23 protein-coding genes are annotated in these 22,860 nt (G+C 40.6%); 5 read left to right on the plus strand and 18 right to left on the minus strand.

Going from position 1 to position 22,860, the window contains the following annotated elements:
* The first annotated feature begins 7 nt into the window (after positions 1-7).
* Positions 8-2,455: a CSLREA domain-containing protein gene (locus F885_RS03560; protein WP_005322013.1), complete on the plus strand. Its 2,448-nt coding sequence runs from the start codon at positions 8-10 to the stop codon at positions 2,453-2,455.
* Positions 2,456-2,515: 60 nt separating this feature from the next.
* On the opposite strand, the gene F885_RS03555 is transcribed toward F885_RS03560, so the two are convergent.
* The 5 genes from F885_RS03555 to F885_RS03535 all read right to left on the minus strand — a co-directional run bounded on the left by F885_RS03555 (position 2,516) and on the right by F885_RS03535 (position 5,786).
* Entirely contained in the window at positions 2,516-2,905 is a 390-nt protein-coding gene (locus F885_RS03555; protein ID WP_005322014.1) for a DUF3106 domain-containing protein, read from the minus strand.
* Positions 2,895-3,218, minus strand: a complete 324-nt coding sequence (locus F885_RS03550) for a hypothetical protein (protein ID WP_005322015.1) — start codon at positions 3,216-3,218, stop codon at positions 2,895-2,897. The genes F885_RS03555 and F885_RS03550 overlap by 11 nt, the downstream gene beginning before the upstream one ends.
* A complete protein-coding gene (locus F885_RS03545) occupies positions 3,205-3,822 on the minus strand; it encodes an RNA polymerase sigma factor (RefSeq protein WP_004805654.1) in 618 nt (205 codons plus the stop codon). Before F885_RS03545 ends, F885_RS03550 begins: the two co-directional genes overlap by 14 nt.
* A gap of 159 nt (positions 3,823-3,981) precedes the next feature.
* Positions 3,982-4,758: a TrmH family RNA methyltransferase gene (locus tag F885_RS03540; RefSeq protein WP_005322016.1), complete on the minus strand. Its 777-nt coding sequence runs from the start codon at positions 4,756-4,758 to the stop codon at positions 3,982-3,984.
* 56 nt (positions 4,759-4,814) lie between these two features.
* Positions 4,815-5,786, minus strand: coding sequence for a class 1 fructose-bisphosphatase (locus F885_RS03535; RefSeq protein ID WP_005322017.1), 972 nt, complete (start codon positions 5,784-5,786; stop codon positions 4,815-4,817).
* Between the two features lie 178 nt (positions 5,787-5,964).
* On the opposite strand from F885_RS03535, the gene F885_RS03530 reads away from it, so the two are divergent.
* On the plus strand, positions 5,965-6,150 hold the full coding sequence (locus tag F885_RS03530; protein ID WP_004805661.1) for an NF038105 family protein: 186 nt from the start codon (positions 5,965-5,967) through the stop codon (positions 6,148-6,150).
* Positions 6,151-6,208: 58 nt separating this feature from the next.
* On the opposite strand, the gene pal is transcribed toward F885_RS03530, so the two are convergent.
* The 12 genes from pal to F885_RS03470 all read right to left on the minus strand — a co-directional run bounded on the left by pal (position 6,209) and on the right by F885_RS03470 (position 15,591).
* A complete protein-coding gene (gene pal, locus F885_RS03525; RefSeq protein WP_004805662.1) occupies positions 6,209-6,775 on the minus strand; it encodes a peptidoglycan-associated lipoprotein Pal in 567 nt (188 codons plus the stop codon).
* Positions 6,776-6,797: 22 nt separating this feature from the next.
* Positions 6,798-8,081 (minus strand): Tol-Pal system beta propeller repeat protein TolB, encoded by a 1,284-nt coding sequence (tolB, locus tag F885_RS03520; RefSeq protein ID WP_005322019.1) that lies wholly within the window; start codon positions 8,079-8,081, stop codon positions 6,798-6,800.
* A 99-nt stretch (positions 8,082-8,180) separates the two neighbouring features.
* A complete protein-coding gene (tolA, locus tag F885_RS03515; protein ID WP_005322022.1) occupies positions 8,181-9,578 on the minus strand; it encodes a cell envelope integrity protein TolA in 1,398 nt (465 codons plus the stop codon).
* Between the two features lie 3 nt (positions 9,579-9,581).
* Positions 9,582-10,034 carry a protein TolR gene (gene tolR, locus F885_RS03510; RefSeq protein ID WP_004805667.1) on the minus strand — a complete coding sequence of 151 codons (453 nt, stop codon included), beginning with the start codon at positions 10,032-10,034 and terminating at the stop codon, positions 9,582-9,584.
* Positions 10,034-10,732, minus strand: coding sequence for a protein TolQ (tolQ, locus tag F885_RS03505; RefSeq protein ID WP_004805668.1), 699 nt, complete (start codon positions 10,730-10,732; stop codon positions 10,034-10,036). The genes tolR and tolQ overlap by 1 nt, the downstream gene beginning before the upstream one ends.
* A gap of 24 nt (positions 10,733-10,756) precedes the next feature.
* The gene (gene ybgC / locus F885_RS03500) at positions 10,757-11,164 is read right to left on the minus strand and encodes a tol-pal system-associated acyl-CoA thioesterase (RefSeq protein ID WP_004805671.1); all 408 of its coding nucleotides are present in this window, start codon (positions 11,162-11,164) and stop codon (positions 10,757-10,759) included.
* Between the two features lie 91 nt (positions 11,165-11,255).
* Positions 11,256-11,534 carry a hypothetical protein gene (locus F885_RS03495; protein WP_157188073.1) on the minus strand — a complete coding sequence of 93 codons (279 nt, stop codon included), beginning with the start codon at positions 11,532-11,534 and terminating at the stop codon, positions 11,256-11,258.
* A 36-nt stretch (positions 11,535-11,570) separates the two neighbouring features.
* Positions 11,571-11,918, minus strand: coding sequence for a hypothetical protein (locus F885_RS03490; protein WP_005322024.1), 348 nt, complete (start codon positions 11,916-11,918; stop codon positions 11,571-11,573).
* An 11-nt stretch (positions 11,919-11,929) separates the two neighbouring features.
* The gene (ruvB, locus tag F885_RS03485; RefSeq protein WP_005204887.1) at positions 11,930-12,928 is read right to left on the minus strand and encodes a Holliday junction branch migration DNA helicase RuvB; all 999 of its coding nucleotides are present in this window, start codon (positions 12,926-12,928) and stop codon (positions 11,930-11,932) included.
* A gap of 7 nt (positions 12,929-12,935) precedes the next feature.
* A complete protein-coding gene (gene ruvA, locus F885_RS03480) occupies positions 12,936-13,541 on the minus strand; it encodes a Holliday junction branch migration protein RuvA (RefSeq protein WP_005322025.1) in 606 nt (201 codons plus the stop codon).
* Positions 13,542-13,549: 8 nt separating this feature from the next.
* Complete coding sequence (locus tag F885_RS03475) at positions 13,550-14,251, minus strand: hypothetical protein (RefSeq protein ID WP_005322026.1); 702 nt, start codon at positions 14,249-14,251, stop codon at positions 13,550-13,552.
* On the minus strand, positions 14,251-15,591 hold the full coding sequence (locus tag F885_RS03470; RefSeq protein WP_005322027.1) for a deoxyguanosinetriphosphate triphosphohydrolase: 1,341 nt from the start codon (positions 15,589-15,591) through the stop codon (positions 14,251-14,253). The genes F885_RS03475 and F885_RS03470 overlap by 1 nt, the downstream gene beginning before the upstream one ends.
* Positions 15,592-15,876: 285 nt before the next feature.
* On the opposite strand from F885_RS03470, the gene F885_RS03465 reads away from it, so the two are divergent.
* From F885_RS03465 to F885_RS03455, 3 genes are all read left to right on the plus strand, one after another.
* Positions 15,877-16,392 (plus strand): hypothetical protein, encoded by a 516-nt coding sequence (locus F885_RS03465; protein ID WP_005322028.1) that lies wholly within the window; start codon positions 15,877-15,879, stop codon positions 16,390-16,392.
* A 269-nt stretch (positions 16,393-16,661) separates the two neighbouring features.
* Positions 16,662-20,492: a phosphoribosylformylglycinamidine synthase gene (gene purL / locus F885_RS03460; RefSeq protein ID WP_005322032.1), complete on the plus strand. Its 3,831-nt coding sequence runs from the start codon at positions 16,662-16,664 to the stop codon at positions 20,490-20,492.
* A gap of 75 nt (positions 20,493-20,567) precedes the next feature.
* The gene (locus tag F885_RS03455) at positions 20,568-21,773 is read left to right on the plus strand and encodes a multidrug effflux MFS transporter (RefSeq protein ID WP_005322035.1); all 1,206 of its coding nucleotides are present in this window, start codon (positions 20,568-20,570) and stop codon (positions 21,771-21,773) included.
* 65 nt (positions 21,774-21,838) lie between these two features.
* Here F885_RS03455 and F885_RS03450 read toward each other — a convergent pair whose 3' ends face one another.
* The gene (locus tag F885_RS03450) at positions 21,839-22,387 is read right to left on the minus strand and encodes a hypothetical protein (protein WP_005322037.1); all 549 of its coding nucleotides are present in this window, start codon (positions 22,385-22,387) and stop codon (positions 21,839-21,841) included.
* Positions 22,388-22,860: the final 473 nt, after the last annotated feature.

Consider the following 22,860-nt stretch of genomic DNA (forward strand, 5'->3'; position numbering starts at 1 on the left):
TGATGAGATGAAAAATTATAAAAAAACATTATTGGCAACAATGGTCATGGCGACAATGCCATTACTTGCTGCAACGAGCAGCACACCGATTAAGGTTACAACGTTTGCTGATGAAGATAATGAAAATATGAATGCTTGTTCGCTACGAGAAGCATTAGTAACTGCAGAAACCCGTAAATCTTATGGTGGATGTATTGTTACAGATACTCTATCAACCACACAAAAAGTTATTCAATTGGAGGCAGGTGTTTATAATCTGAAAAGAGAGTTAACACCTAATGTGAATGTCTCTATTTTAGGAGCAAATCCAGTAAATTGGCAGGAAAAGAATGTTTTAACAAATGATATTGTGAATCAATATCCTGCACAGACAGCATTAAAAACGACAATTAAAGCGGAAAACTCTCGTATTTTTAATACGACTTTGGGAGCAAAGAACCTATCTTTGAATAGTTTGATTTTGTCTGGCGGAAACACTGCAGAACGCGGTGGAGCAATTTATGCTGGGGCGAATTTATTATTGCAGAATGCACAGATCTTAGGCTCAAAAGCAAAAGAAGGTGGCGCAATTTTCTTGGCTGGACCTTCCGCATCATTGACATTAACCAATAGTTTGATTCAAGGAAACCAAGCAGAAATTGGTAGTGTACTATCAATGAGTTGTAAGAATGATTTAGGTTATTCTAAACGCGAGATAAATATTACAGCGAACAGTCTTATTGGTAACGGTTCTGATGGCTCAAGAAGTATGCTGGAGTTCTGTGGAGAGCCTGATGTTACTATGAGTGCAAATACCATTGCTAAGAATAGTGCCAATATGGCTATCGGTAATTTAATTAAGTTTTCTGGTGATACTAGAGCGGGTACTGAGTCTAATATTGATTCAAGTATTTTAAGTAATTTAAGTAGTCTGATATTAACTAGCAATACAATTGTTGAAAATCAATCATTTACCACTTTTTTGTATGATAAAATAGGCACTAAAAGATTAAATTTTAATATTCTTGCATATAATGGTGATAATAATTCTTATGCTTGTCGTTATTTGTTAGGTGATGCAGAAAAGCAGGAAAAGGTTAAGTTAACTATCCAAAATAATGCTATTTCGCGAACAGGTAGTAATAAATGTGATTTACCTGAGGAGTCATTAAAGGAAAATACTACTAATATTGATGTGGGAGGGGTTTCTTTTAGTACTTTATTAGGTCCGCTTCAGGCCCCATCAGCATATACAGTTTTTTTACCAATATATTATCCTAAAGATAATCGCACAAAGACAGATTTAGTAGATATAGACAAAACAGGGTGTACTTCTACAGATCAGCGTGGTTTGGCTAGAATTACAGATGGAACGCTCTATTACGATCCTGATGCGCGCAATAGCTGTGATATTGGCTCTATAGAGTTAATGAAATTTACAGCGGGTGACATAGAAGATTTGACTAACACTTCTCTTAGTAAATTGATTTCAGGTTATCAAGCACAATATGATTTCTTTAATGATCTAGTAAAAAATCCTAATGATCCTGATTTTTTAACTTACTATCAATCTCGTTTAGCCCAATATAAGAGGTTGTTGGATGGGACTAAAGGAAATTTAAAGTATCGTGCTATTTATGTTGATCTAAGCAACTATAAATTACCATTACCAGAAGAAATAGAGCAAGCTGATGGATCTCATATATTAAAGTTCTTTAATCAAGATGATTATATTATTAAGGTGGAGGCTTTGGGAACTGGACAAATTAGTGATTCAGTGGAGAATATTCAACCAGATGAAGGTCTAGTATGTAATTGGAATTCAGATCTGCAACAGATCCTTATTTATCGCAAAGATGATGAGATTACACAGGCGGGTGATAAAAACTTCTGTAAATACACAATTACTTCTAAAGTGAATTCTAATGTTACGTCATCGGGTTTATTGAAAGCAGCTTTTGCAAATATTGCACCAGTTGCAGCAGATACATCCTTGACTTTTAAATATAAAGAAAAGCAAAAACTCAGCCTGAATTTATTAAACTTTGCCAATGACAATGGTGATATGGGTGAAGGTGGTGCTGGACCAGAAAAGAATCCAAATAAATCTCAGTTTTGGAAAAATGAAGAAGGGGTTGAGTTACCAATTCGTTTGACGAATGTTCCGACCAAAGATTTAAGTATTACCGCTGATCGTAAAGGTGCTTGCCCTGCGCCAGATGAAAAAGAGACTTGCTACGGTGGGAATATTTACGTTCAGGAAGTCAATGCATTTAACCCATTTAACTTCTCATTTAACTATCAAGTTTATGATGCTGATGGTATATCATCAAATTCAGCGACTGTGCGAACCATTAGTACAGCTACCACGACTGATGATACTCGTTCTGCGAGCAGTGGCGGGGGGAGCATGAGTTTCTATGCAGTATTTGGTTTATTGGGGCTATTGGCCTATCGCCGCTTTAAAAATAAGTAGACTAAAGGTAAAAATAGCGCCTAAATAGGCGCTATTTTTTTATTCTTATAAATTTAAAACTCAATGTTCGGCGTATTTACTAAGGTATTCTTCTCTGATATTTACACGCTCTTCGCTACTGGCATTTAGCATGCGTTTACGAAGAATGTTACGTTCTTGCATACTCATTTTTTGCCATACATCACGCATTTTCTGTTTTTCTTCTTCAGGTAATTGCGTGAACCACTCCATTCGTTGTTGAAGCTGTGAGCTTTGATTGGTCGGTACTTCTTTTAATGTCTGATAGCGCTTGATTAAAACGCGTTGCTCCTCAGGTGATAAGTCATCCCATGCTTCTTCCGTTGCTGGTTTATTCGGTTTGGAAAATACCCAAAAACGTTCTGAACCTGCAAAACTGGTTTGTAATAAGCCGAGTGTACACACAACAAGTGCTAATTTTTTAGCTGCCATGTGGAACTTTATCCTCACCTAAGACCAATAACATTTCCATATCTTCAACCATTTGCGGTGAAAGTTTTGGATTCACTACAACTTGGTTTTGTGGTTGATCTGCCAATTGCAACGAACTAGGCAGAACCACAATCCCCATGAGGGCAGCAGCAAACGCAAAACCAGTCATTTTCCAAACACTGTAATAAGAGGTTGGTTTCTTTTGTACAGTATCGAGAACATGATTCATCACCATCATTTTATTGTGGTGCTGTTCTTTCGCAAGTTGGTCAAGTTTGGAAGTCACCTGTTTAGTGAACTCATCTTTTTTCATCTGATGATCCTCCCGTATGCGGGTTTAAATGCTCTAAAGCAATTCGGAGTCCCTGAATTGCACGGTGGTAATGTGTTTTCACACTGCCTTCACTGCAATCCATAATTTGTGCTGTGGTCATCGTATCAAAACCTTCCCACGCTCTTAGCATAAATGCTTGTTGTTGACGGACGGGTAATTGATTGACTGCAGCTTGAATTTCCTCCATCGTGACTTCTTGATCAAGAAATTCAAACGGATTAGGGGTCGATTCATCCACAACATCAATGATTTCTTCGTCATCATCTAAACTAATTTTTTTAAATAATGAAAATGGACTCGCACGGCGAGCTTCTTTACGTCGCCAATCCTGAAGTTTGTTATTTAATATGGTGTAGAACAGGGGGTACCATTCTTCAGTACTTTTATCTGCATATGACTTGTGCAATGAAATAAATGCTTCTTGCACTAAATCCATTGCAATGCCTTGTTGTCCTTGCGTTGCACTTTCCATCATAACCAAGGCACGACCTGTAACGTCTTGCATGAAAAAACGCAGACGTTGTTCAACGGTACTACGATCAGTACTGTTTTCAGTTCGAGCCTGTTTCGGTGCTAAATCCATAGAGATGGAAAATCCTGTCATGGATACCCACCATTAATTCCAATTCATTAATCATATAACGTTGAAAATGGTGGGCGCGTTGACAACTTAAGCAATTATTTTTAGTAGTGTAATTGATTTTCTCAGTAAAAAAATCGTATTTAAAATAATTTAACGTTTTTACTGACGTTGGCGAACCATTTCAAAGAAGCATACAGAACCTGCAATGGCGACATTGAGGGACTCTTGTCCACCAGGTTGAGGGATCGCCACTGCCTGAGCATGCTCAAGTGCATAGTCACTTGCACCTTGACCTTCATTGCCTAAAATCCAGACGCACGCTTGAGTTAAATCTTGGCTATATAAACTGGTTGAGCGATGTGAACTGGTCACAAAAACTGGAATTTGAAATTTTGGAAGAATATCTGCGAGCTGGAAGTTTTCAAAACATTGAAGGCTAAAATGAGCACCCATACCTGCACGAAGCACACGTGGAGACCAAAGTGCAGCTGAACCTTGTGTACAAATCACCTGCTTGATGTTTGCAGCGGCAGCAGAGCGGAGTAGTGTACCTACATTTCCAGGATCTTGAACATTTTCTAGAATTAAAGTATCGGCCTTAAAATCAATAGTGGCAGCGGTTTTGGGTAGATCAACAATCGCGAGACAAGGCAGGGTTGTGCCTAATGTACTTAAATCCTTATACAGGACTTCACTTATAACGAAGATGTGACCTTGGTGGAGTTCGATCACCTCTTGTAAATCTGAGTGTTCTAATGCTTGTTCAGTGGTAAATAAAGAAAAGATTTTTTTCTGCTGTTGTAACCAAGCCAAGCACAGATGTGTACCTTCTAGAACGGTTTGCTGATGTTTTTTTCGAGCACTATTGAGCTCGATCAGACCACGCAAATGTTTAATTTTTGCATTGTCTTTTGATTCTAGGAAAATAACCGCCATAAGATAAACATCCAAAAGGGCATCATAATTTTATAATGCCCTGATTATAAAATTAATTAGTGGTAGCTTGTTACGCGTTCCACTTCGTTTTTAGAGCCAATAATCACAGGAACACGTTGGTGTAGTTCAGTCGGTTGGATGTCCATAATACGCGCACGACCTGTCGTTGATGCACCGCCAGCTTGTTCGATCAACATACTCATTGGATTTGCTTCATACATCAAACGTAAGCGACCTGCTTTTTTTGGGTCTTTTAAATCGTAAGGGTAAAGGAAAATACCGCCACGACATAAGATACGGTGAATATCACCTACCATACATGCAACCCAACGCATATTAAAATCTTTTTCACGGACTGATGTTTTACCCGCTAAAAGTTCGTCAATATAACGTTTTACAGGGTTTTCCCAGTGACGTTGATTCGACGAGTTAATTGCAAACTCTTGTGTATCTGCTGTGACTTGCACTTGTTCTGTCGTTAGCAAGAAGTTTTGTGTTATTGGGTCAAAAGTAAAGAACGCAACACCTGCACCCACTGTAAGTGCTAACATGGTTGACGGGCCATAAAGCACATAACCTGCGGCAACTTGCGCTGTACCAGCTTGCATAAAGTCTGCAGATTGAGTGACAGAATTCTTTGCAGGAAGAATAGAGAAAATTGTACCGACACACATGTTAATGTCGATATTGCTTGAACCATCGAGTGGATCAAACAAAACTAGATATTTACCATTTTCTTGGGCAGGGGTGAAGTCATCTAGCTCTTCTGAGGCCAAACCACCCACTTGTGGGTGTGCTTTTAAAGCATCAATCAGGTAATCATTAGAAATAACATCTAATTTCTTTTGTGTTTCGCCTTGAACGTTCTCGTTGCCTGCACTGCCCAAAATACCAGCTAAAGCACCTTTTTGAAGTGCCTGATCAATGGTTTGGCATGTAGCCGCAATTGTTTCGATGACTTGTGCCAACTCTGGAGTCAAATTCCCATTTTGTTGTTCTAGGTATTGGGTCAAAGTAAGGTTTGACATATTGAATAGCTCCGATTTGGCCGTGTCAAAAATTGATAAAAAAAGAATGTGGGTATTCTAGATGAGATCGTCCGAAAATAAAAATTATCTTACTTTATTTATGTTGCTTTTATGATTACAAGTGCAGCATTACATGCTATGTTGCATAGATACTAAACAGGATGTTTGGAGGCTACCGATGTCAACCAAGAATTTTGAGGCAACGCCCACGCCGAGTGAGCCGATTAGCTTAGATACGATTTCCAAAGAAAATGTGAAGGATGCATGGAAAGAGTATGAAGCTAAGCCAGAATATAAAGAGTTTAATAAGCACGATTTGATTGAATCAATGCAAAACAAGCCTGATGCTCAATCTTCGTCTTAATAAATGAAATAAAAATGCTCACATGAAGTGAGCATTTTTATTTACAGCGAAACCACAATTATTTTAATAGTGGTGGAACTGCTTCGTAGTTAATTTCTACGCGGCGATTTTCTTTCCACGCCGCTTCATCATGACCTGCATTCACCGGTGATTCTTTACCGTAGCTAACTGCTTCAAGTTGCTGTGGGTTTACACCGTTGGTAATCAAAAAGCTTTCAACTGCTTTTGCACGGCGTTCGCCAAGTGCCATATTGTATTCACGCGTACCACGTTCATCCGTATGGCCTGTCAGAGCAACACGAGAGTTAGCGTTAGCAACTAGGAATTGAGCATGTGCTTGTAGGGTTTGATAATCTTCATTCGATAAATCACTGCTATCAAAGTTAAAGTGCACCACGCGTTTTGCCAAGAATGCTTTATTTGCAGCAGTGACACCTTTAGAAGATGCACCAGCCAAGTTTTGCGCATTTAATGCTGCATCTTCACTTAAACCATCTGTGCTGACTGTGGTTGAGCCATTTGGATTTGTGCCAGTAGTAATTTCAGCGGCAGGCTTACGGCTTGCACAGCCTGTAAATACAAGTGTTGCAGCAATCAGTGGAAGCGTTAGATATTTAATGTTCATATGATTCTCCAATCGATTAAACTTATTTTGGTGCCCAAGCTGGTTCACGAACTTCACCTTGCTCGCTTGGTAAATTCATGCGGAAACGGCCATCAGTCGACATGACGGATAACAAACCACGACTACCTTCACGTGTTGCATAAACCACCATCTGTCCATTTGGTGAGAAGCTCGGTGATTCATCTAAACTTGTCGGTGTCAGAATATTGGTGATACCAGTATTGATATCTTGGATTGCAACTTTGTAGTTACTGCCACTTGGACGATGTACTAAAGCAATCTTTTTACCATCAGCACTCAAAGTACCGCGTGCATTGAACGCACCTTTGAAGGTCAAGCGTTTTACAGAACTATCATCAAAGCTATAGCGATAAATCTGTGGTGAACCACCACGATCAGAAGTAAAGATAAATGATTTACCATCTGGAGAATAACGTGCTTCAGTATCAATCGCAGAGTCATTGGTCATGCGCTGTACTTGACGTGTGCTTAAATCCATTTGATAAACTTCTGGGTTACCATGCATTGATGCAGTGAATAACATCGATTTTCCGTCTGGAGAGAAGCTTGGAGCGCCATTTAGACCGCGGAAGCTCGCTAAAACTTCACGTTGGCCCGTGGCTAAGTCTTGTAAGTAAATTGCAGGGCGTTTGGTTTCAAATGATACATAAGCAATTTTCTTAGCATCAGGTGTCCAAGCTGGAGATAAGATAGGATCACGTGATGACAATACTGTTTTAGGTTGCTCACCATCTGTGTCGGCGATTTGTAATGTATAGCGTTGGGCAGGTGTCGCTTGATTACGCAATACATAAGCAATACGACCACTAAAGTCACCAGCAATACCTGTTAAAGCTTGATAGATGGTATCACTGATCAGGTGGCCTGCTTGGCGTACACGTGAGCTTGGTACAGTCAGTACTTCATTGAGTAAGTATTGTTGTTTCTGTACATCATATAACTGGTAATGAATCTCAAAAGTATTGGCATCAACCGCCTTAAGTTGTCCAACGACAACATACGGCACACCGGCATTCTGCCAATCACCCGCTTGAACCTGATTAAGGCTTGCAGTAGCCGGCAAATTTTGAGATGCGCTGGTAAAACGACCTGAACGATTCAAGTCGCTTTCCACAATTGGATAGATCGCATTGTCATTTGCAAATGGGATGATCGCGATTTTAGGTGCTTGTTCAGGTGCTTTAGCAATTTCGAGGTGTAATTGTGCGAAAGTTGCTGTTGGAACAACTGTACTAATCGCAGCAAATACTGCTAAAGAGAGGAGGTGTTTACGAGTCTTGTCCATAGTTACAATTACTTGCGTTCGTATTTTTGTGGCTGTTGATTATTTAACATAGTTACATGCTTTGTGCTATTAAAAGCATGTAACGTTAACTATTCATTACTATTTTGCAGTAAAACTTGAAGTAAAGCTTCTTGCTTCACGACGGGCGGTTGGATCATCTGGCATCGGGTAAGGAGCAGCAGCTCTTACCGCAGCTTCGACACTCGCCTTAACGTCTGGGTCACTCGCTGTTACAACGACAGAAAGTACGGCACCGCTATCGCTTAAAGTCACACGAGCACTCGCACGCTGACCCGATGAGCCAGATGGCATATTCCACGCACGATAGATTTTTTGTTCGAAATCACGTTTCGCAGTTGAAGCAACACGTTTTGCATCCGCTTTTTTCTGGGCAGCTTCCTGCTCAGCTTTTTTAGCGGCTGCAGCTTTGGCATCTGCTTCAGCCTCAGCTTTACGTTTAGCATCTGCGTCAGCTTTTGCCTTCGCATCGGCCTCGGCTTTACGTTTCGCGTCTGCATCAGCTTTTGCCTTGGCATCTGCATTTGCTTTACGTTTAGCATCTGCGTCAGCTTTTGCCTTCGCATCGGCCTCGGCTTTACGTTTCGCATCTGCGTCAGCTTTTGCTTTGGCATCAGCATTTGCTTTGCGTTTCGCGTCGGCCTCAGCTTTAGCCTTGGCATCAGCTTCGGCTTTACGCTTCGCATCTGCGTTGGCTTTTGCTCTCGCGTCGGCCTCAGCTTTACGTTTTGCATCGGCTTCAGCACGTGCCTTGGCATCAGCTTCTGCTTTACGCTTCGTATCTGCGTTGGCTTTTGCTCTCGCGTCAGCCTCAGCTTTACGTTTTGCATCTGCTTCAGCACGCGCCTTGGCATCTGCCTCAGCTTTGCGCTTGGCATCCTGTTGCGCTTGAAGTTTTGCATTTTCAGCAGCTTTTTGCTGTCTTAATTTCGCATCTTGTTCCGCTTTTTGGCGTGCTTTGGCTTCAGCCTCGGCTTTGGCATTTTGTTCAGCTCTACGCTTCGCATCTGCTTCTGCTTGGTGTTTCGCTTCAGCGTCCGCACGTTGTTTCTGTGCTTGAGCATCTGCAAGTTTACGTTGTTCTTCAACTTGCTGTGCACGAGCAGCTTCATCTGCTTTGCGTTTTTGCTCAGCAAGTTTGGCTTGCTGTGCCTGTTCAGCTTTTTGCTTTTCAGCCGCAAGTTGTTGTGCAGTTGGCGGCGGAGGTGTTACAGGAATATTTTCAGGAAGTGTTGTATCCACGATAGGGCTTTGCACTTCTTCTGCCTGATGTTCAGCAGAGACTTGTTGTTCGGGTTGTTGTAATGACTGTGGTAAATCTTCTGGCTTCACCAAAATAGTGGTCAGTTTTTTAGGTTCTTCAGGGGGTTTACTCAAGCCTAAAAACAACAAGCCAACAATTGCGATTGCATGAACACCGAGGGTAAAACCCAGCGCAATCGCATTTTGCTTAAAAGGTGGCTCTTGAAATTTTTTCATAGCTTATTTTAAAGACTTCGTGAGTAAGCCGACTTGAGTAAGACCAGCTTCTTGTAAACTAGACATAAGAGCGACAACTTCACCATATGGACGAGATTCCTCTCCATTGACTAATACCATCAACTTCTTATTTTCTTGTTCAGCTTGTACTTGAGCTTCGCTTAACACAGTTTCGAGCTGTTCAAGTGAAAGTGGTTCACTACTTTTATGTTCTTTATACTCAAGGTAGATATTGCCATCTTTACCTAAAGTCACCATTGCTGGCATATCTTTTGATTCGATAGGTTGATTATTGGCTTGTGGCAAATCTACTTTAATACCGCTGGTAATCATGGGGGCGGTCACCATAAAAATGACCAATAACACCAACATGACGTCGATATAGGGAACCACATTCATATCACTTTTGAGCGGTTTTTTAATCCGCTCAAAGCGTCCAGATCGTTGAATCGCCATTATGCATCTTCCTGTGTCGTTCCAATCGCTTGACGCTGTAATAGGGCAACCATTTCTTCTGCAAATAAAGCACGATCTGAATAGATTGATTCACCTTTAGCGGTAAAGTGGTTAAACGCAAGTACCGCAGGAATTGCTGCAAATAAACCAATCGCAGTTGCAATGAGGGCTTCTGCAATACCAGGTGCAACTGTTGCCAAAGTCACTTGGTCAACGGCAGCAAGGCCGATAAAGGCATTCATAATCCCCCATACCGTACCAAATAAGCCGATATAAGGTGCAACTGAACCAATACTAGCAAGTGCACCCAAGCCGACTTCTAAACCACCTTGGTCACGGCTTAAACCAACACGCAGGATACGTTCAGTTCCTTCGATGGTTTGATTGGTGTCTGCTTTACGTTTTTGCAACTTAAAGAACTCACCTAGGCCTTGGTAGAAAATATCTTCTAGACCACGACGTTTAGAGTTCAATTGTGCATTATTATAAAGCGTGTTTAATTCGGCACCTGACCAGAACATTTTTTGAAAATGCTCATCCTCTTGTCCTGCTTTTTTAAAGCCCATATATAATTTGGCAATCAGATACCAGCTATAAATTGAAGAGAGTAGCAGGATCAGCATGACCAGTTGTACAACAGGACTTGCTTGTAAAATTAGGTCAGAAATATGCAGGGAAGATTCTAAGTTAGTTGCCATAAGTTGCTGTGCCGAAAGTTTATTTTAGTCCTGTGCTAATTCTTTTTGAATCAGATCACGAATTTCATCAGGAAGTCTACGTGGCATTAACTCTTTGTTTAAACATGCCAACACAACCTCACCTGAAGCCAGCAAGATTTCACCACGATAAATATTTTGTTGCAACACAAAAGATGCGGCTTTACACGAAATAACACGTGCTGTAACGGTAATTAAATCATCCATTAATATTGGGCGTACATATTTAACAGCGATTTGATGTACAACGAAGCTGTAATCTTTTTGGTGCCAGTAGTGATCAACACCAGCTGCACGTAGCCATTCGGTACGGGCACGCTCCATAAAACGGATATGATTGGCATGGTAAACGATACCGCCTGCATCTGTATCTTCGATATAAACGCGAATGTTGAACTCAAAATGATTTGCCATGATAAAAATCCATTCTTGAAACGAGGTGTTGATGAATGTCGCAGTTTAGCATATTGATTTTTGGGGCAAATGGCACAACAGATCAAGCAAGCTATTTGCTTGAGTTTTTATCTAAGATTAAAGTCCGCGTTGCGTAATCTTCTAAATGTTCGGCAAAATAACCTGCAACAATCAAGGTTTTTAGCGGATCATCTTTTACTTTATTGTATTGAATATAATCTTTCACGCTGTCGTATAGCATGCATAAACCTAAAAAACCAACTGCAAAAATGATAAATACTAACCATTCAGGAGCTTGGTTAAATAAGTAAAAGGAAATGCCGAGCATACACCAACTGATCAATAAAATTGCCAAGTTTTTAAAGGTCAATATAGGTTTGCGAGGTGGGCGGTGTGTCTCGACAATCTACTTTAGATCATCTTGAAAGCATAAAGAAATAAAGATTGCAGCGTTCGTAAGGTCAAAGGAAAGCGTTGTGAGTGACCAGTCCAGATATGAAGTGATGTTGAATTGTTCAAGCTGCTCACTCGAAAGGGAAACAGCCTGTTGTTTTGAATCGATAAGTTGGTAAGAGAGTGACAATGCAGAGTGAGCTTTAATAAGCGCATCTAAACAATGTCTTTGCTCTTGGCTATATTCCGAGAACTTAATATATCTAGGTAATACTTCGATAGGCGGTAAATCAGAAATAACATCATGATACGATGCTTTGATTCTTTCTATAAGTTGTAACTCATCAGCAGTTGGATTCATTATTTATCCGACTATGACTCAGGTGGCGTCATCCCAAATTGTAAATACGCCATATTGGTTGCAATACGGCCACGTGCAGTACGCATCACATAACCTTGCTGGATTAAATAGGGTTCAATCACATCTTCAAGCGTTCCACTATCTTCAGCCATGGCTGCGGCCAAAGCTTCCACACCTGTTGGTCTGCCTTCAAAACGTTCCAATAACATACTGAGATAACGACGATCGAGTGTATCTAAACCAGCTTTATCGACATTAAGCATGTCTAAAGCACGTTGTGCCATATCTTGAGTCACTTCGCCTGTACCTTTCACTTGCGCATAATCACGCACACGACGTAATAAACGGTTGGCAATACGTGGGGTGCCGCGGGCACGACGGGCAATCTCTGTTGAGCCTTCTTTGGTAATCGGGACATCCATCAAGTTAGCTGAACGCGTCACGATATGGGTCAGGTCTTCAACTGAATAGAACTCTAAACGCTGTACAATCCCAAAACGGTCACGTAACGGAGAGGTGAGTAGACCTGCACGTGTTGTGGCAGCGACTAAAGTGAAGGCGGGTAGATCGAGCTTGATTGAACGAGCAGCAGGGCCCTCACCAATCATAATATCGAGTTGATAGTCTTCCATGGCTGGATAGAGAATCTCTTCGATCACGGGTGAAAGACGATGAATCTCGTCAATAAACAGCACATCACCTTCTTCCAAATTGGTCAGCATGGCAGCTAGGTCACCCGCACGTTCCAATACAGGGCCAGAAGTTGATTTTAAATTACCGCCCATTTCTCTTGCGATAATATTGGCCAACGTGGTTTTTCCTAAACCAGGAGGGCCGAATATCAAGGTATGATCTAGTGCTTCACCACGACCACGCGCTGCACCAATGAAGATTTCCATTTGCTCACGAACCACAGGCTGACCAATATAGTCAGCCAATGAGGTCGGACGAATGGCACGATCAAAATGATCTTCAGGTTTTTCTGTTCCGCTAATAAGACGATCTTGCATATATCTATTACTTCATCATGGATTTAAGCGCAGCACGGATAATGTCAGCAGATTCAGTATAGTCTGCTTTAACTGCTGCCACTGCTTTTTGTGCTTCTGCTGGTTTATAACCTAAGGATTGCAAAGCAGCTTCAGCTTCGGCAACTGGTGAGTTTGCCATAAATTGAATTTGAGCAGCAGCTGCATTTGTCGTACTGCCAGTTGAATGCGCTAATGCTTTGAAACGATCGCGTAATTCAATCATTAATCGTTCAGCAGTTTTTTTGCCCACACCCGGAACTTTAATCAGCGTATTAATATCATCATGTTCAATGGTATGGATGAGCAGTTCAACACTTAATGTCGATAGAATGCCCAAAGCCATTTTAGGGCCAACGCCATTCACTTTGAGCAGGGTACGGAAAATGGTTTTTTCTTGAGCATCGCTAAAGCCATACAATTGCTGAGCATCTTCACGAACAACCAAATGCGTCCATAAAGTGACTTTCTGTCCTTTTTGTAATTGGCAAAATGTCGAAAGTGGCGTGTCAATTTCATAGCCGACGCCATTTACATTGAGTAATACGGTTGGGGCTTCTAGGGCAAACACTTCGCCAATTAAACATCCGATCATTGAGTCTTTCACTTATTTGTTAATGGTTGAATAGTAGATGCCATTTGTTCTAAACGCAAAATGGCTTTTAGAATTTCTTTACGATTTCGTGTGGATTTTATCCAAGCAGGTAAGCGGGAAAAGTAACTGCGATTGTAATTTGGAAATTTACGCTCTCTTAAATCGGCTTGAATAAAATTTTTCAATATTTCTAAATGAGTTGGGTTATAAGCACAAATTTGACCCTGTCGAACAGCAATATTTAAAAATAATGGATATGTGCAATAGGGATCAATGCCAACTTTGGAATAACTGACTTTTCTTAACGTATAAACAGAGTCATTAAACCTATTTTCTCGTAGGCAGAAATTACAGTTTAGCGTTATTTCGCTTGGAATAAGGGATTTACGGGCATATTGCCTGAGATATTTGTATTTTCCTTTCTTACAGACTGTACATTTCGTATTGATTTCGACTTCACATCCACCGTTCCATTCAGTCATATTTTGATTTAAATTAAAGTAATAACGCATGTAGTCATAACTTTGGACATGAATATGCTGTAACGCTTTGCGATAGGTACATTGCGTACAAAAGACATTTATGGTTTCCGATTCTCGTTCCTTTATTTCGATAATCTTTGCAAGCTTTTGACATACGGGACAATGCACCCAAATTTCAGGCTTGAGAAGAGATAAGCTACTTATCCCTTCATCAATAAATCGCTTCATTAAAAAAAGCCTATCTTATTGCCTTGCAGCTCTTGCGCCAAGCTATAAGCCTGATGATCCGAGAACTTACTAATAATATCGAGAACTTGCATAATATTATTATAGTGGTTGTTTTGCAGATTTACCCCTGAATGTTGCAAAATTGACATCAACCGCTGTTCTTTAAAGCTTAAGGTTTTATGTGGCATGGTTAAAGGGATAAAAGCATCTAAGATGGTTTGCAAACTTTGATGGGCAATAATTTCTAAACCTGATTTTTGGGGATGCTCAAAAATACGGTCTCTGGCCAGATTTTTTGCCGTTTGAATGCCTGCTTCAATATCGGGTGAGCAATATTGTAATAGGCTGCCTTTAAGCTGACCGGTTAAAATTTCATACTGATGTTTGGCAAAAGCTGTAGTGACTTCATCGACTAAACGCTTCATTACACGCCCACGCAGAGCTGCAATTTTTTGCTGCCAAGTGGTATGTGGTAAATGGAGTTCTTCTGGATAACCATAATCTGCAATCAGATTCAGAAAAATTGGCTCGACTTCGGCATAGTTCAACATGTTCAGAATAATGCCATCTTCTAAATCAATGAGTGCATAACAAATATCATCAGCTGCTTCTAATAAATAGGTCAGTGGATGGCGGCAATAGTGATAGTCACCAAGCTGAATCAGACCAAGTTGCTCTGCTAACTGTTTTAAAATTTCTTTTTCAGATTGATAGCAACCAAACTTTGCCCGTTGATGGGACGGCATATCGCCTTGTTCTTCGATGGTTTTAGATAACCACGGATATTTTAAATAGGCACCGAGTGTTGCACAGGTTAAGCGCATACCACCATCATCGGGGTGATAGTCAATACGGCTGAGTAGTCGAAGTCCTTGGGCATTGCCTTCAAATTGACGTACATCGGCTGCTTCTTCTGGGGTGAGTTTTGTCAAGAAATCACGATGCGATGCATCATCAAACCACTCACGAATCGCATATTCGCCTGCATGACCAAAAGGTGGATTACCAATATCATGCGCTAGACAGGCAGCTTGGATAATCGCACCAACATCAGCAGGTGAAATCCACATCGGTAATTCATCTTTGATTTTTTCTGCGGCCAACATGCCGAGTGAACGCCCAATACAAGACACTTCTAGCGAGTGTGTGAGACGGGTATGAATCCCATCATGTTGAGTCAGTGGGTGAACCTGTGTTTTTCTATTTAATTGACGGAAACTTTGAGAAAATATAATTCTGTCATAATCTTTGTGGAATGGGCTTCGAGCCAATTCTGTACTGCTTTTTTTACTACCTAAACGAATTGCAGAAAGCAATTCTAACCAACGCATTTGTTCCATTTATCATTATTCACTATGAATTCAGTTTCATCATGCCAAAAAAAAGATTAAAGCACTAGAGTAGTGCGACATAAGTTGTCTTTTATGTGAATGGATATTCTCTTCTAAAAAATCAAACTAAGCTACAATACTGCATCCTTTCAACTATTTTGGTGATTTTTAGAAAACTTTAATTTAGATACTGGAAATCTTTGAAAAAACTATGAAAATATATTCTTACTTATATGAAAAAGAATTTATAGTTTCGATCATTAGATTTTTTTGCTTTAAGCAAGGAGAAATATTATGGATATATATTCTATAGCCTATGATAGAGAGCAAAGACCTGTTGGTAGTTCGCCTGATTTAGATATTAATTTAAAAGGTAAGGAAATAACATTTTTCATAGAGCAGACTACATTAACAAAAACTGTTGAAGATTTTATTAAATATCATCATAACAAAGAAGAGTTCGATGATGAGGTCGAGATATTTAATTTTATTGGTTATTCGACATGTGGACTAAGTATTGCAGTTTGTACACTTCGGACCAAACACACCGTTTGCGGTAATTATATATTTGATGGTATTACTAATACTGGTGACTACTTTGTCGGGTTAACTGAAGATTTTGTAGATCCAATTGAGTTTGATAAGGATTTAGAGTTAGATTGTTACACTGAATTTGTTGGTTTTGCTATAGCAACTAAGAGCTACGTGGGATTACCAGTCAAAATATTTGAAAAGAAACTATGTACTTTGACTGCAGACTTTATTAAACAGTCGCGGGAAATAAGCGAGCATTTGCTCTTACCTTTCTGATGGTATCTTTACCTAACTTGATTATAGAGTATTATTGAAAAATAAGAGGCGCAGACTGGAAAGTTGAGATATGTGCAATGCTAAATGAATTGTTACGAATAAAGTAAAATAGATAAAGCTACAAGAAATTAAGCCATTTGCAGTAGAAAACTCTGATTTTTAAGATGGATATAGCTAGCTGAAATGAGCCTTTCACAGTAGAATATGCGCTCTTTCATAAGTCACATTGTGGTAGGTTCGTTAGACCCACCCGTGGAGCCAAAGTCAACATGTTTATCGTGGCCGGTGCATCAGCACATTCTTCTTTCAAGAAAGCTCAACTCTTAAACCGATTAACGTCAATGAGTTCTGTTCAATCTTTTGACAGCCAGTGGGTTTATTTGTTTGATCAAGCGCTCAACGAGCAGCAACATCAATCGGCATTACAACTTTTAAACGATGGTCAATCTTTCGAACTTCGCCAAGCTGCAAGTGATGAAATCCAGATTTTAGTGACACCGCGTGTGGGGACAATCTCGCCGTGGTCATCTAAAGCAACCGATATTTTCCAAAACTGTAATACACCTATTCACCGTTTAGAGCGTGGTCTGTTATTTACACTGAAAGGTGTGAAAGAGATTTCGAATGAAGTGAAATTGGCCTTACATGACCGGATGACAGAGAGTGTTTTTGCTCAAATTGATGATGCAAAAGCTCTATTCTCAGAAACAGCGCCGAAGCCATTGAACTCAATTGATATCTTGGGTCAAGGAAAAGAAGCACTAGTCAAAGCCAACAATGAGTTTGGCTTTGCTTTATCTGAGCAAGAAATTGATTACTTAACCGAAGCATTTACCAAGCTTGGTCGTAATCCAAACGACATCGAGTTGATGATGTTTGCACAAGCAAACTCTGAACACTGTCGTCATAAAATCTTTGGTTCTGAATGGACAATTGATGGTGAGAAACAACCATTATCCTTGTTCCAAATGATCAAGAATACTTATAAAGAATCACCAACTGATGTGTTATCGGCATATAAAGATAACGCGTCTGTGATCGTGGGTTATGACACCATGCGTTTTTATCCGAAAGCGGATGAAAATGGTCACTTCGTTTATAAATATAAGAGCCAAGCTGCTCATATCTTGATGAAGGTTGAAACACACAACCATCCAACTGCAATTGCTCCATTTGCAGGTGCTGCAACAGGTTCGGGCGGTGAAATCCGTGATGAAGGTGCAACAGGTCGTGGTGGTAAACCAAAAGCAGGTTTAACAGGCTTTACCGTTTCAAACTTAAATATCCCAGGTTTTGAACAACCTTGGGAAGATAACTACGGTAAACCTTCACGTATGGCATCGCCATTACAAATCATGATCGAAGGTCCATTGGGTGGTGCTGCGTTTAACAACGAATTTGGTCGCCCAGCATTAAATGGTTATTTCCGTACTTTCGAACAGAATGTCAATGGTGAAGTGAAAGGCTTCCATAAGCCAATCATGATCGCTGGTGGTTACGGTAATATTCGTCCTGACCATGTTGAAAAAGATGCGATTCAACCGGGTGACTTGCTCATTGTATTGGGTGGCCCTGCAATGTTGATCGGTCTTGGCGGTGGCGCAGCGTCTTCTGTAGACAGCGGTACCATGGGCGAGAGCTTGGACTTTGCTTCGGTGCAACGTGAAAACCCAGAAATGGAACGCCGTTGCCAAGAAGTCATCGATACCTGCTGGCGTTTAGAAGACTTTAACCCAATTGTGTCTGTACATGACGTCGGTGCAGGTGGTGTATCTAATGCCATGCCAGAACTTGTGAATGATCATGAGTTGGGTGCAGTGCTTAACCTACGTAAAATTCCATCATTAGAGCCAGGTATGAGCCCGATGGAGATCTGGTCAAATGAAGCGCAAGAACGTTATGTACTTGCTATTCGCCCAGAGTCTTTAGAACAGTTTGAAGAAATTTGTGCACGTGAGCGTTGTCCGTTTGCGGTATTGGGTGAGGCGACTGAAGCGCGTCACTTAACGGTTGAAGATCCGTTGTTTGAGAACAAGCCTGTTGATATTCCAATGCAGGTGATCTTAGGCGGTACACCGCGTATGCAACGTTCATATGAAACGATTGAGCGTACGGGTAACGACTTTGATGCTGCGAAAGTTGATTTAAAAGATGCGATTTTTCGTGTATTGAAAAATCCAACAGTTGCATCTAAATCATTCTTGATCACCATTGGTGACCGTTCGATTACAGGTATGGTTGCACGTGATCAGATGGTAGGACGCTGGCAGGTGCCTGTTGCAGATGCAGCAGTAACCACCACCAGCTTGCAAGGCTTCACAGGTGAGGCAATGGCAATGGGCGAACGTCCACCAGTAGCATTATTGAATCCTGCCGCATCTGCACGTTTAGCTGTTGCTGAAGCAATCACAAATATTGCCTGTGCCAACATCGAACAAATCAGTGATATCAAACTTTCTGCAAACTGGATGGCAGCGGCAGGTCAAAAAGGTGAAGACCAAGCCTTGTTTGAAGGTGTAAAAGCGATTGGTATGGAAATGTGTCCTGCATTAGGTATCGCAATTCCAGTTGGTAAAGATTCACTTTCAATGCGTACCACTTGGAACGATGGTGAAGATAAAGCAGTGACTTCGCCAATGACAGGTGTGATCACAGCATTCGCACCAGTTCTAGATGTTCGTAAAACATTAACGCCTGAATTGAAGGACTTAGCAGACTCAGTACTGGTACGTATTGATTTGTCTAAAGGGCAGTTCCGCTTAGGTGGTTCGATCCTTGCGCAGGTGTATAAAGCCATTGGTTCAGTGACACCTGATGTCGATAGTTTTGATGACTTCAAAGCATTCTTTGCCTTGATTCAAGACTGGAACAATCGTGGTGTGATCAAGGCTTATCATGACATCGGTGATGGTGGTCTATTAGCAACTGTAGCCGAGATGATGTTTGCATCACGCTTAGGTGTGGCATTAGAAAATCAAACAACTGAAAGTTTATTTGCTGAAGAAATTGGTGCTGTACTGCAAATTACCGCTGCTGATTGGGCATTATTAGAAGTTGAAGTTGCAGCATCAAGTCTGAAAGATGCCATTGCAGTAGTTGGTCGTGTGAATACTACGGATCAATTGGCTGTCAATGGTTTGACTTTAGAGCGTGCTGAGTTACAACAAGCATGGGCTGAGGTATCGCATCAGATCCAACGTTTACGTGATAACGTTGAAACAGCTGATCAAGAGTTTGCTTTAATTGCAGATCAAAACCATAAAGGTTTAATTGCACAAGCAACTTATGATTTAAATGAACCTGTTGAGGCGCCTTTTATTAATACACGTCGTCCAAACATGGCCATCTTGCGTGAGCAGGGTGTTAACGGTCATGTTGAAATGGCAGCTGCTTTTGACAAAGTTGGCTTCAATACCATCGACGTACATATGAGTGACTTACTTGCAGGTCGTGTCAGCTTAAGCGACTTCGAAGGTTTAGTGGCGTGTGGTGGTTTCTCATACGGTGACGTGATGGGTGCTGGTGGTGGCTGGGCGAAATCAGTATTGTTCAATGCGAAATTACGTGACCAGTTTGAACAGTTCTTCCATCGTCAAAATACATTCAGCTTAGGCGTATGTAATGGCTGTCAAATGATGTCTCAACTTGCACCATTGATTCCAGGCGCAGAGCATTGGGGCCGTTTCCACCGCAATACTTCAGAAGTATTTGAAGCGCGTGCCGTGAACGTTCGTGTAGAAAAATCAGTTTCTGTCTTACTTGAAGATATGCAAGGTTCGATTTTACCAATCGCTGTTGCGCATGGTGAAGGTCGTCTGGTTGCAACTGAACAGCAAATTGCTGCTTTAAATGCTGAGAACCAAGTGATCTTGCGTTATGTAGATAGTTTGGGTAATCCAACTCAACACTATCCATTGAACCCGAATGGTTCACCGGAAGCGATTACAGGTTTAACCTCTAAAGATGGCCGTGCAACCGTGATGATGCCGCATCCAGAGCGTAACTTCCGTGCCTTACAGCATTCTTGGAAGCCAGAAGATTGGGCTGAAGATGGTGCTTGGTTACGTATGTTCCGTAATGCACGTAAATTTATTGGTTAATTAAACCCATGCAATAAGCCACCGTCAGGTGGCTTATTTCATTCAGTATAAAATAATCATCAATGGACAAGAAAAATGAAATCAAAAATCCATTTCCACGAATTTGCACTGCTGATGGCATTACTGATGTCCATCGTCTCATTTTCAATTGATGCTGTTTTACCTGCACTCGGTGAAATTGGTCGTGTTTTTAATTTGCAAAATAGTAATCAAGCCCAGTGGGTGATTATTAGCATTTTTTCAGGCATGACCATTGGACAATTGATTGCAGGACCATTGTCCGATGCGATTGGACGGAAACGGATTTTATTCACTGGCATCGTGATCTACTTTTTAGGTAGTTTGTTATGCTATTCCACCCAAAGTTTTGAATGGTTCTTGCTAGGGCGTTTTATTCAGGGTGTTGGTGTTTCAGGGCCTTATGTGGCTTCGATTTCGATTGTTCGGGATAAATACAGTGGCGCCCAAATGGCGCGAATCATGTCGCTGATCATGATGGTGTTTATGGTCGCACCTGCAGTTGCCCCGAGCTTGGGTCAGCTGATCATCCATTTCTTTGGCTGGCGCGATATTTTTGTGTTGTATATGGTCTATGCCATCGCTGTTGGAGCATGGATCGCTTTGCGCTTGGAAGAGACCTTAGTGCCTGAAAATCGTCTGCCAATGCGGGTACAAGCATTTAAGGATGGTTTTAAGGAAGTGGTGAGTAATAAAACTACCATGAGCTATTTGTTGTGTGCAGGTTTTTGTTTTGGTGGGTTTATTGGCTATCTTGGAACGTCACAACAAATTTTTATGCAACAATTTGGCAAAACAGGGCAGGAGTTTAGTGCCTATTTTGCGCTATTAGCAGGTGTGATGGGGATTGCGTCTTTTACCAATTCTAGAATTGTCATGAAGTTTGGCATGCGTCCCATCTGTATTTATGGCTTTCTTGGTTTAAGTCTAATTTCGTTGCTGTTCCTCATCATCCAGCTTTCTGGCGTATCCATCTCATTCTGGATGTTTATGCTGTATGCCTGCATTCTATTTTTATTGTTTGGAACACTATTTGGCAATCTAAATGCGATTGCAATGGAACCGATGGGGCATGTGGCTGGTATGGCTTCTGCGATTATTGGTGCATCGTCTTCGGTATTATCGCTTATTCTCGCCTCTATTATTGGTCAGTTATATAACGGAACTTTAATTCCAATGACCTGTGGTTTTGTGATTTTATGTGGTTTGGCTTTTGTGCTGACCTTATATGAAAAACGACAATTAACTAAATTAGTAAGTTAAATCTTATAGTTTGATTTTTGGACTGAAATACATTTAAAAGCCATCTGATGATGGCTTTTTTATATTTAGCTTTTGATGCAACTCATTAATGCATCGCGAGCTCTAAATCCACCACTAATGGATGATGCGTAGATTGTTTTTCCTTGCAGTAAAATTTCCATTGCACCGACATCATCCAGTTTGGGGGCTGTCTGTACCATACTTACAGGAACGAGCAGCATACCTTTCTTTGGGCTAGGAAGTAGGGTAGCCTCCGTTGGCATGACTGAATGATCAGTCCGTATCACAATGTCGAGTTGTTGATTACTGGCCGTTGTTGGTATATGAGGACCTGTAAACATCAATGCTCCAGTACTTCTTTCTGAAGGACCGAACAGGGTAAGTTGATTCAAACCTGAATTATAAGAGACGGCACATCCTCCTTTTCTGCCACGATGTTTAGAAAGAAACCATATTCCATGTTCACCTTGATAAATTTGTTTCATGTTTTTAGAGCTTGTTAATGGATAATGTGAATTTGAGTTAGCTTGAATAAGCTCATTTGCATAGAGAAATGTTGATTTTGTTAAAGCACTAAAAGCGAAAATTAAGGTCATTAGAGGTTTATGGGGCATATAAATACTCTTTGCTTTGGATTCTAGTTTTAAAATTCTATTTGCTCGCTTTAAAATCTAATTGAGCGAATTATGGGATATTTGACTGAGCGTTATATATCCTGATTGATCTTTTATATATTTTTTTAACATTGGTTAAAAGATCATAAGATGATCAATAGCTAAAGTTGTCCTATGATGTTTATAATTAAAGAATAAGGTGTTTGATAATATGACCTTTTATTTTCTAAGTGATGTTTTTTTAAATAATAAAATAAAGATCTGATTACACTTTGTTTATAAATATTTAACTTATTGGGACAATTTCTCTGTTTGACTTTCAATTTTGTTTTCATCTTCTCAGAATTTAGTAATCTTGAAGATAATTCACTTTTTAACAAAGAGAGATAAGGGATGAAAGCAAATTATGGTTTATTGATTGGATTGGTTTTTGCTGGCTTAACTCCATTCTCTGTAGCACAGGTTCCGATTGC

The organism is Acinetobacter higginsii (genome assembly GCF_000369845.1).
GTDB classification, from domain to species: Bacteria; Pseudomonadota; Gammaproteobacteria; order Pseudomonadales; family Moraxellaceae; genus Acinetobacter; species Acinetobacter higginsii.

Bases quoted from the DNA above. Each gene is read 5' to 3' on its own strand.
- tolR (WP_004805667.1), bottom strand. From the start codon at position 10,034: ATGGCGATTCAACGATCTGGACGCTTTGAGCGGATTAAAAAACCGCTC.
- F885_RS03475 (WP_005322026.1), bottom strand. From the start codon at position 14,251: ATGAAGCGATTTATTGATGAAGGGATAAGTAGCTTATCTCTTCTCAAG.
- F885_RS03455 (WP_005322035.1), top strand. From the start codon at position 20,568: ATGAAATCAAAAATCCATTTCCACGAATTTGCACTGCTGATGGCATTA.
- ybgC (WP_004805671.1), bottom strand. From the start codon at position 11,164: ATGGCAAATCATTTTGAGTTCAACATTCGCGTTTATATCGAAGATACA.
- tolB (WP_005322019.1), bottom strand. From the start codon at position 8,081: ATGGACAAGACTCGTAAACACCTCCTCTCTTTAGCAGTATTTGCTGCG.
- F885_RS03535 (WP_005322017.1), bottom strand. From the start codon at position 5,786: ATGTCAAACCTTACTTTGACCCAATACCTAGAACAACAAAATGGGAAT.
- F885_RS03470 (WP_005322027.1), bottom strand. From the start codon at position 15,591: ATGGAACAAATGCGTTGGTTAGAATTGCTTTCTGCAATTCGTTTAGGT.
- F885_RS03530 (WP_004805661.1), top strand. From the start codon at position 5,965: ATGTCAACCAAGAATTTTGAGGCAACGCCCACGCCGAGTGAGCCGATT.
- purL (WP_005322032.1), top strand. From the start codon at position 16,662: ATGTTTATCGTGGCCGGTGCATCAGCACATTCTTCTTTCAAGAAAGCT.
- F885_RS03490 (WP_005322024.1), bottom strand. From the start codon at position 11,918: ATGAATCCAACTGCTGATGAGTTACAACTTATAGAAAGAATCAAAGCA.
- F885_RS03540 (WP_005322016.1), bottom strand. From the start codon at position 4,758: ATGGCGGTTATTTTCCTAGAATCAAAAGACAATGCAAAAATTAAACAT.
- F885_RS03465 (WP_005322028.1), top strand. From the start codon at position 15,877: ATGGATATATATTCTATAGCCTATGATAGAGAGCAAAGACCTGTTGGT.
- F885_RS03545 (WP_004805654.1), bottom strand. From the start codon at position 3,822: ATGGATTTAGCACCGAAACAGGCTCGAACTGAAAACAGTACTGATCGT.
- F885_RS03555 (WP_005322014.1), bottom strand. From the start codon at position 2,905: ATGGCAGCTAAAAAATTAGCACTTGTTGTGTGTACACTCGGCTTATTA.
- F885_RS03450 (WP_005322037.1), bottom strand. From the start codon at position 22,387: ATGCCCCATAAACCTCTAATGACCTTAATTTTCGCTTTTAGTGCTTTA.
- F885_RS03560 (WP_005322013.1), top strand. From the start codon at position 8: ATGAAAAATTATAAAAAAACATTATTGGCAACAATGGTCATGGCGACA.
- ruvB (WP_005204887.1), bottom strand. From the start codon at position 12,928: ATGCAAGATCGTCTTATTAGCGGAACAGAAAAACCTGAAGATCATTTT.
- F885_RS03550 (WP_005322015.1), bottom strand. From the start codon at position 3,218: ATGAAAAAAGATGAGTTCACTAAACAGGTGACTTCCAAACTTGACCAA.
- ruvA (WP_005322025.1), bottom strand. From the start codon at position 13,541: ATGATCGGATGTTTAATTGGCGAAGTGTTTGCCCTAGAAGCCCCAACC.
- pal (WP_004805662.1), bottom strand. From the start codon at position 6,775: ATGAACATTAAATATCTAACGCTTCCACTGATTGCTGCAACACTTGTA.
- tolA (WP_005322022.1), bottom strand. From the start codon at position 9,578: ATGAAAAAATTTCAAGAGCCACCTTTTAAGCAAAATGCGATTGCGCTG.
- tolQ (WP_004805668.1), bottom strand. From the start codon at position 10,732: ATGGCAACTAACTTAGAATCTTCCCTGCATATTTCTGACCTAATTTTA.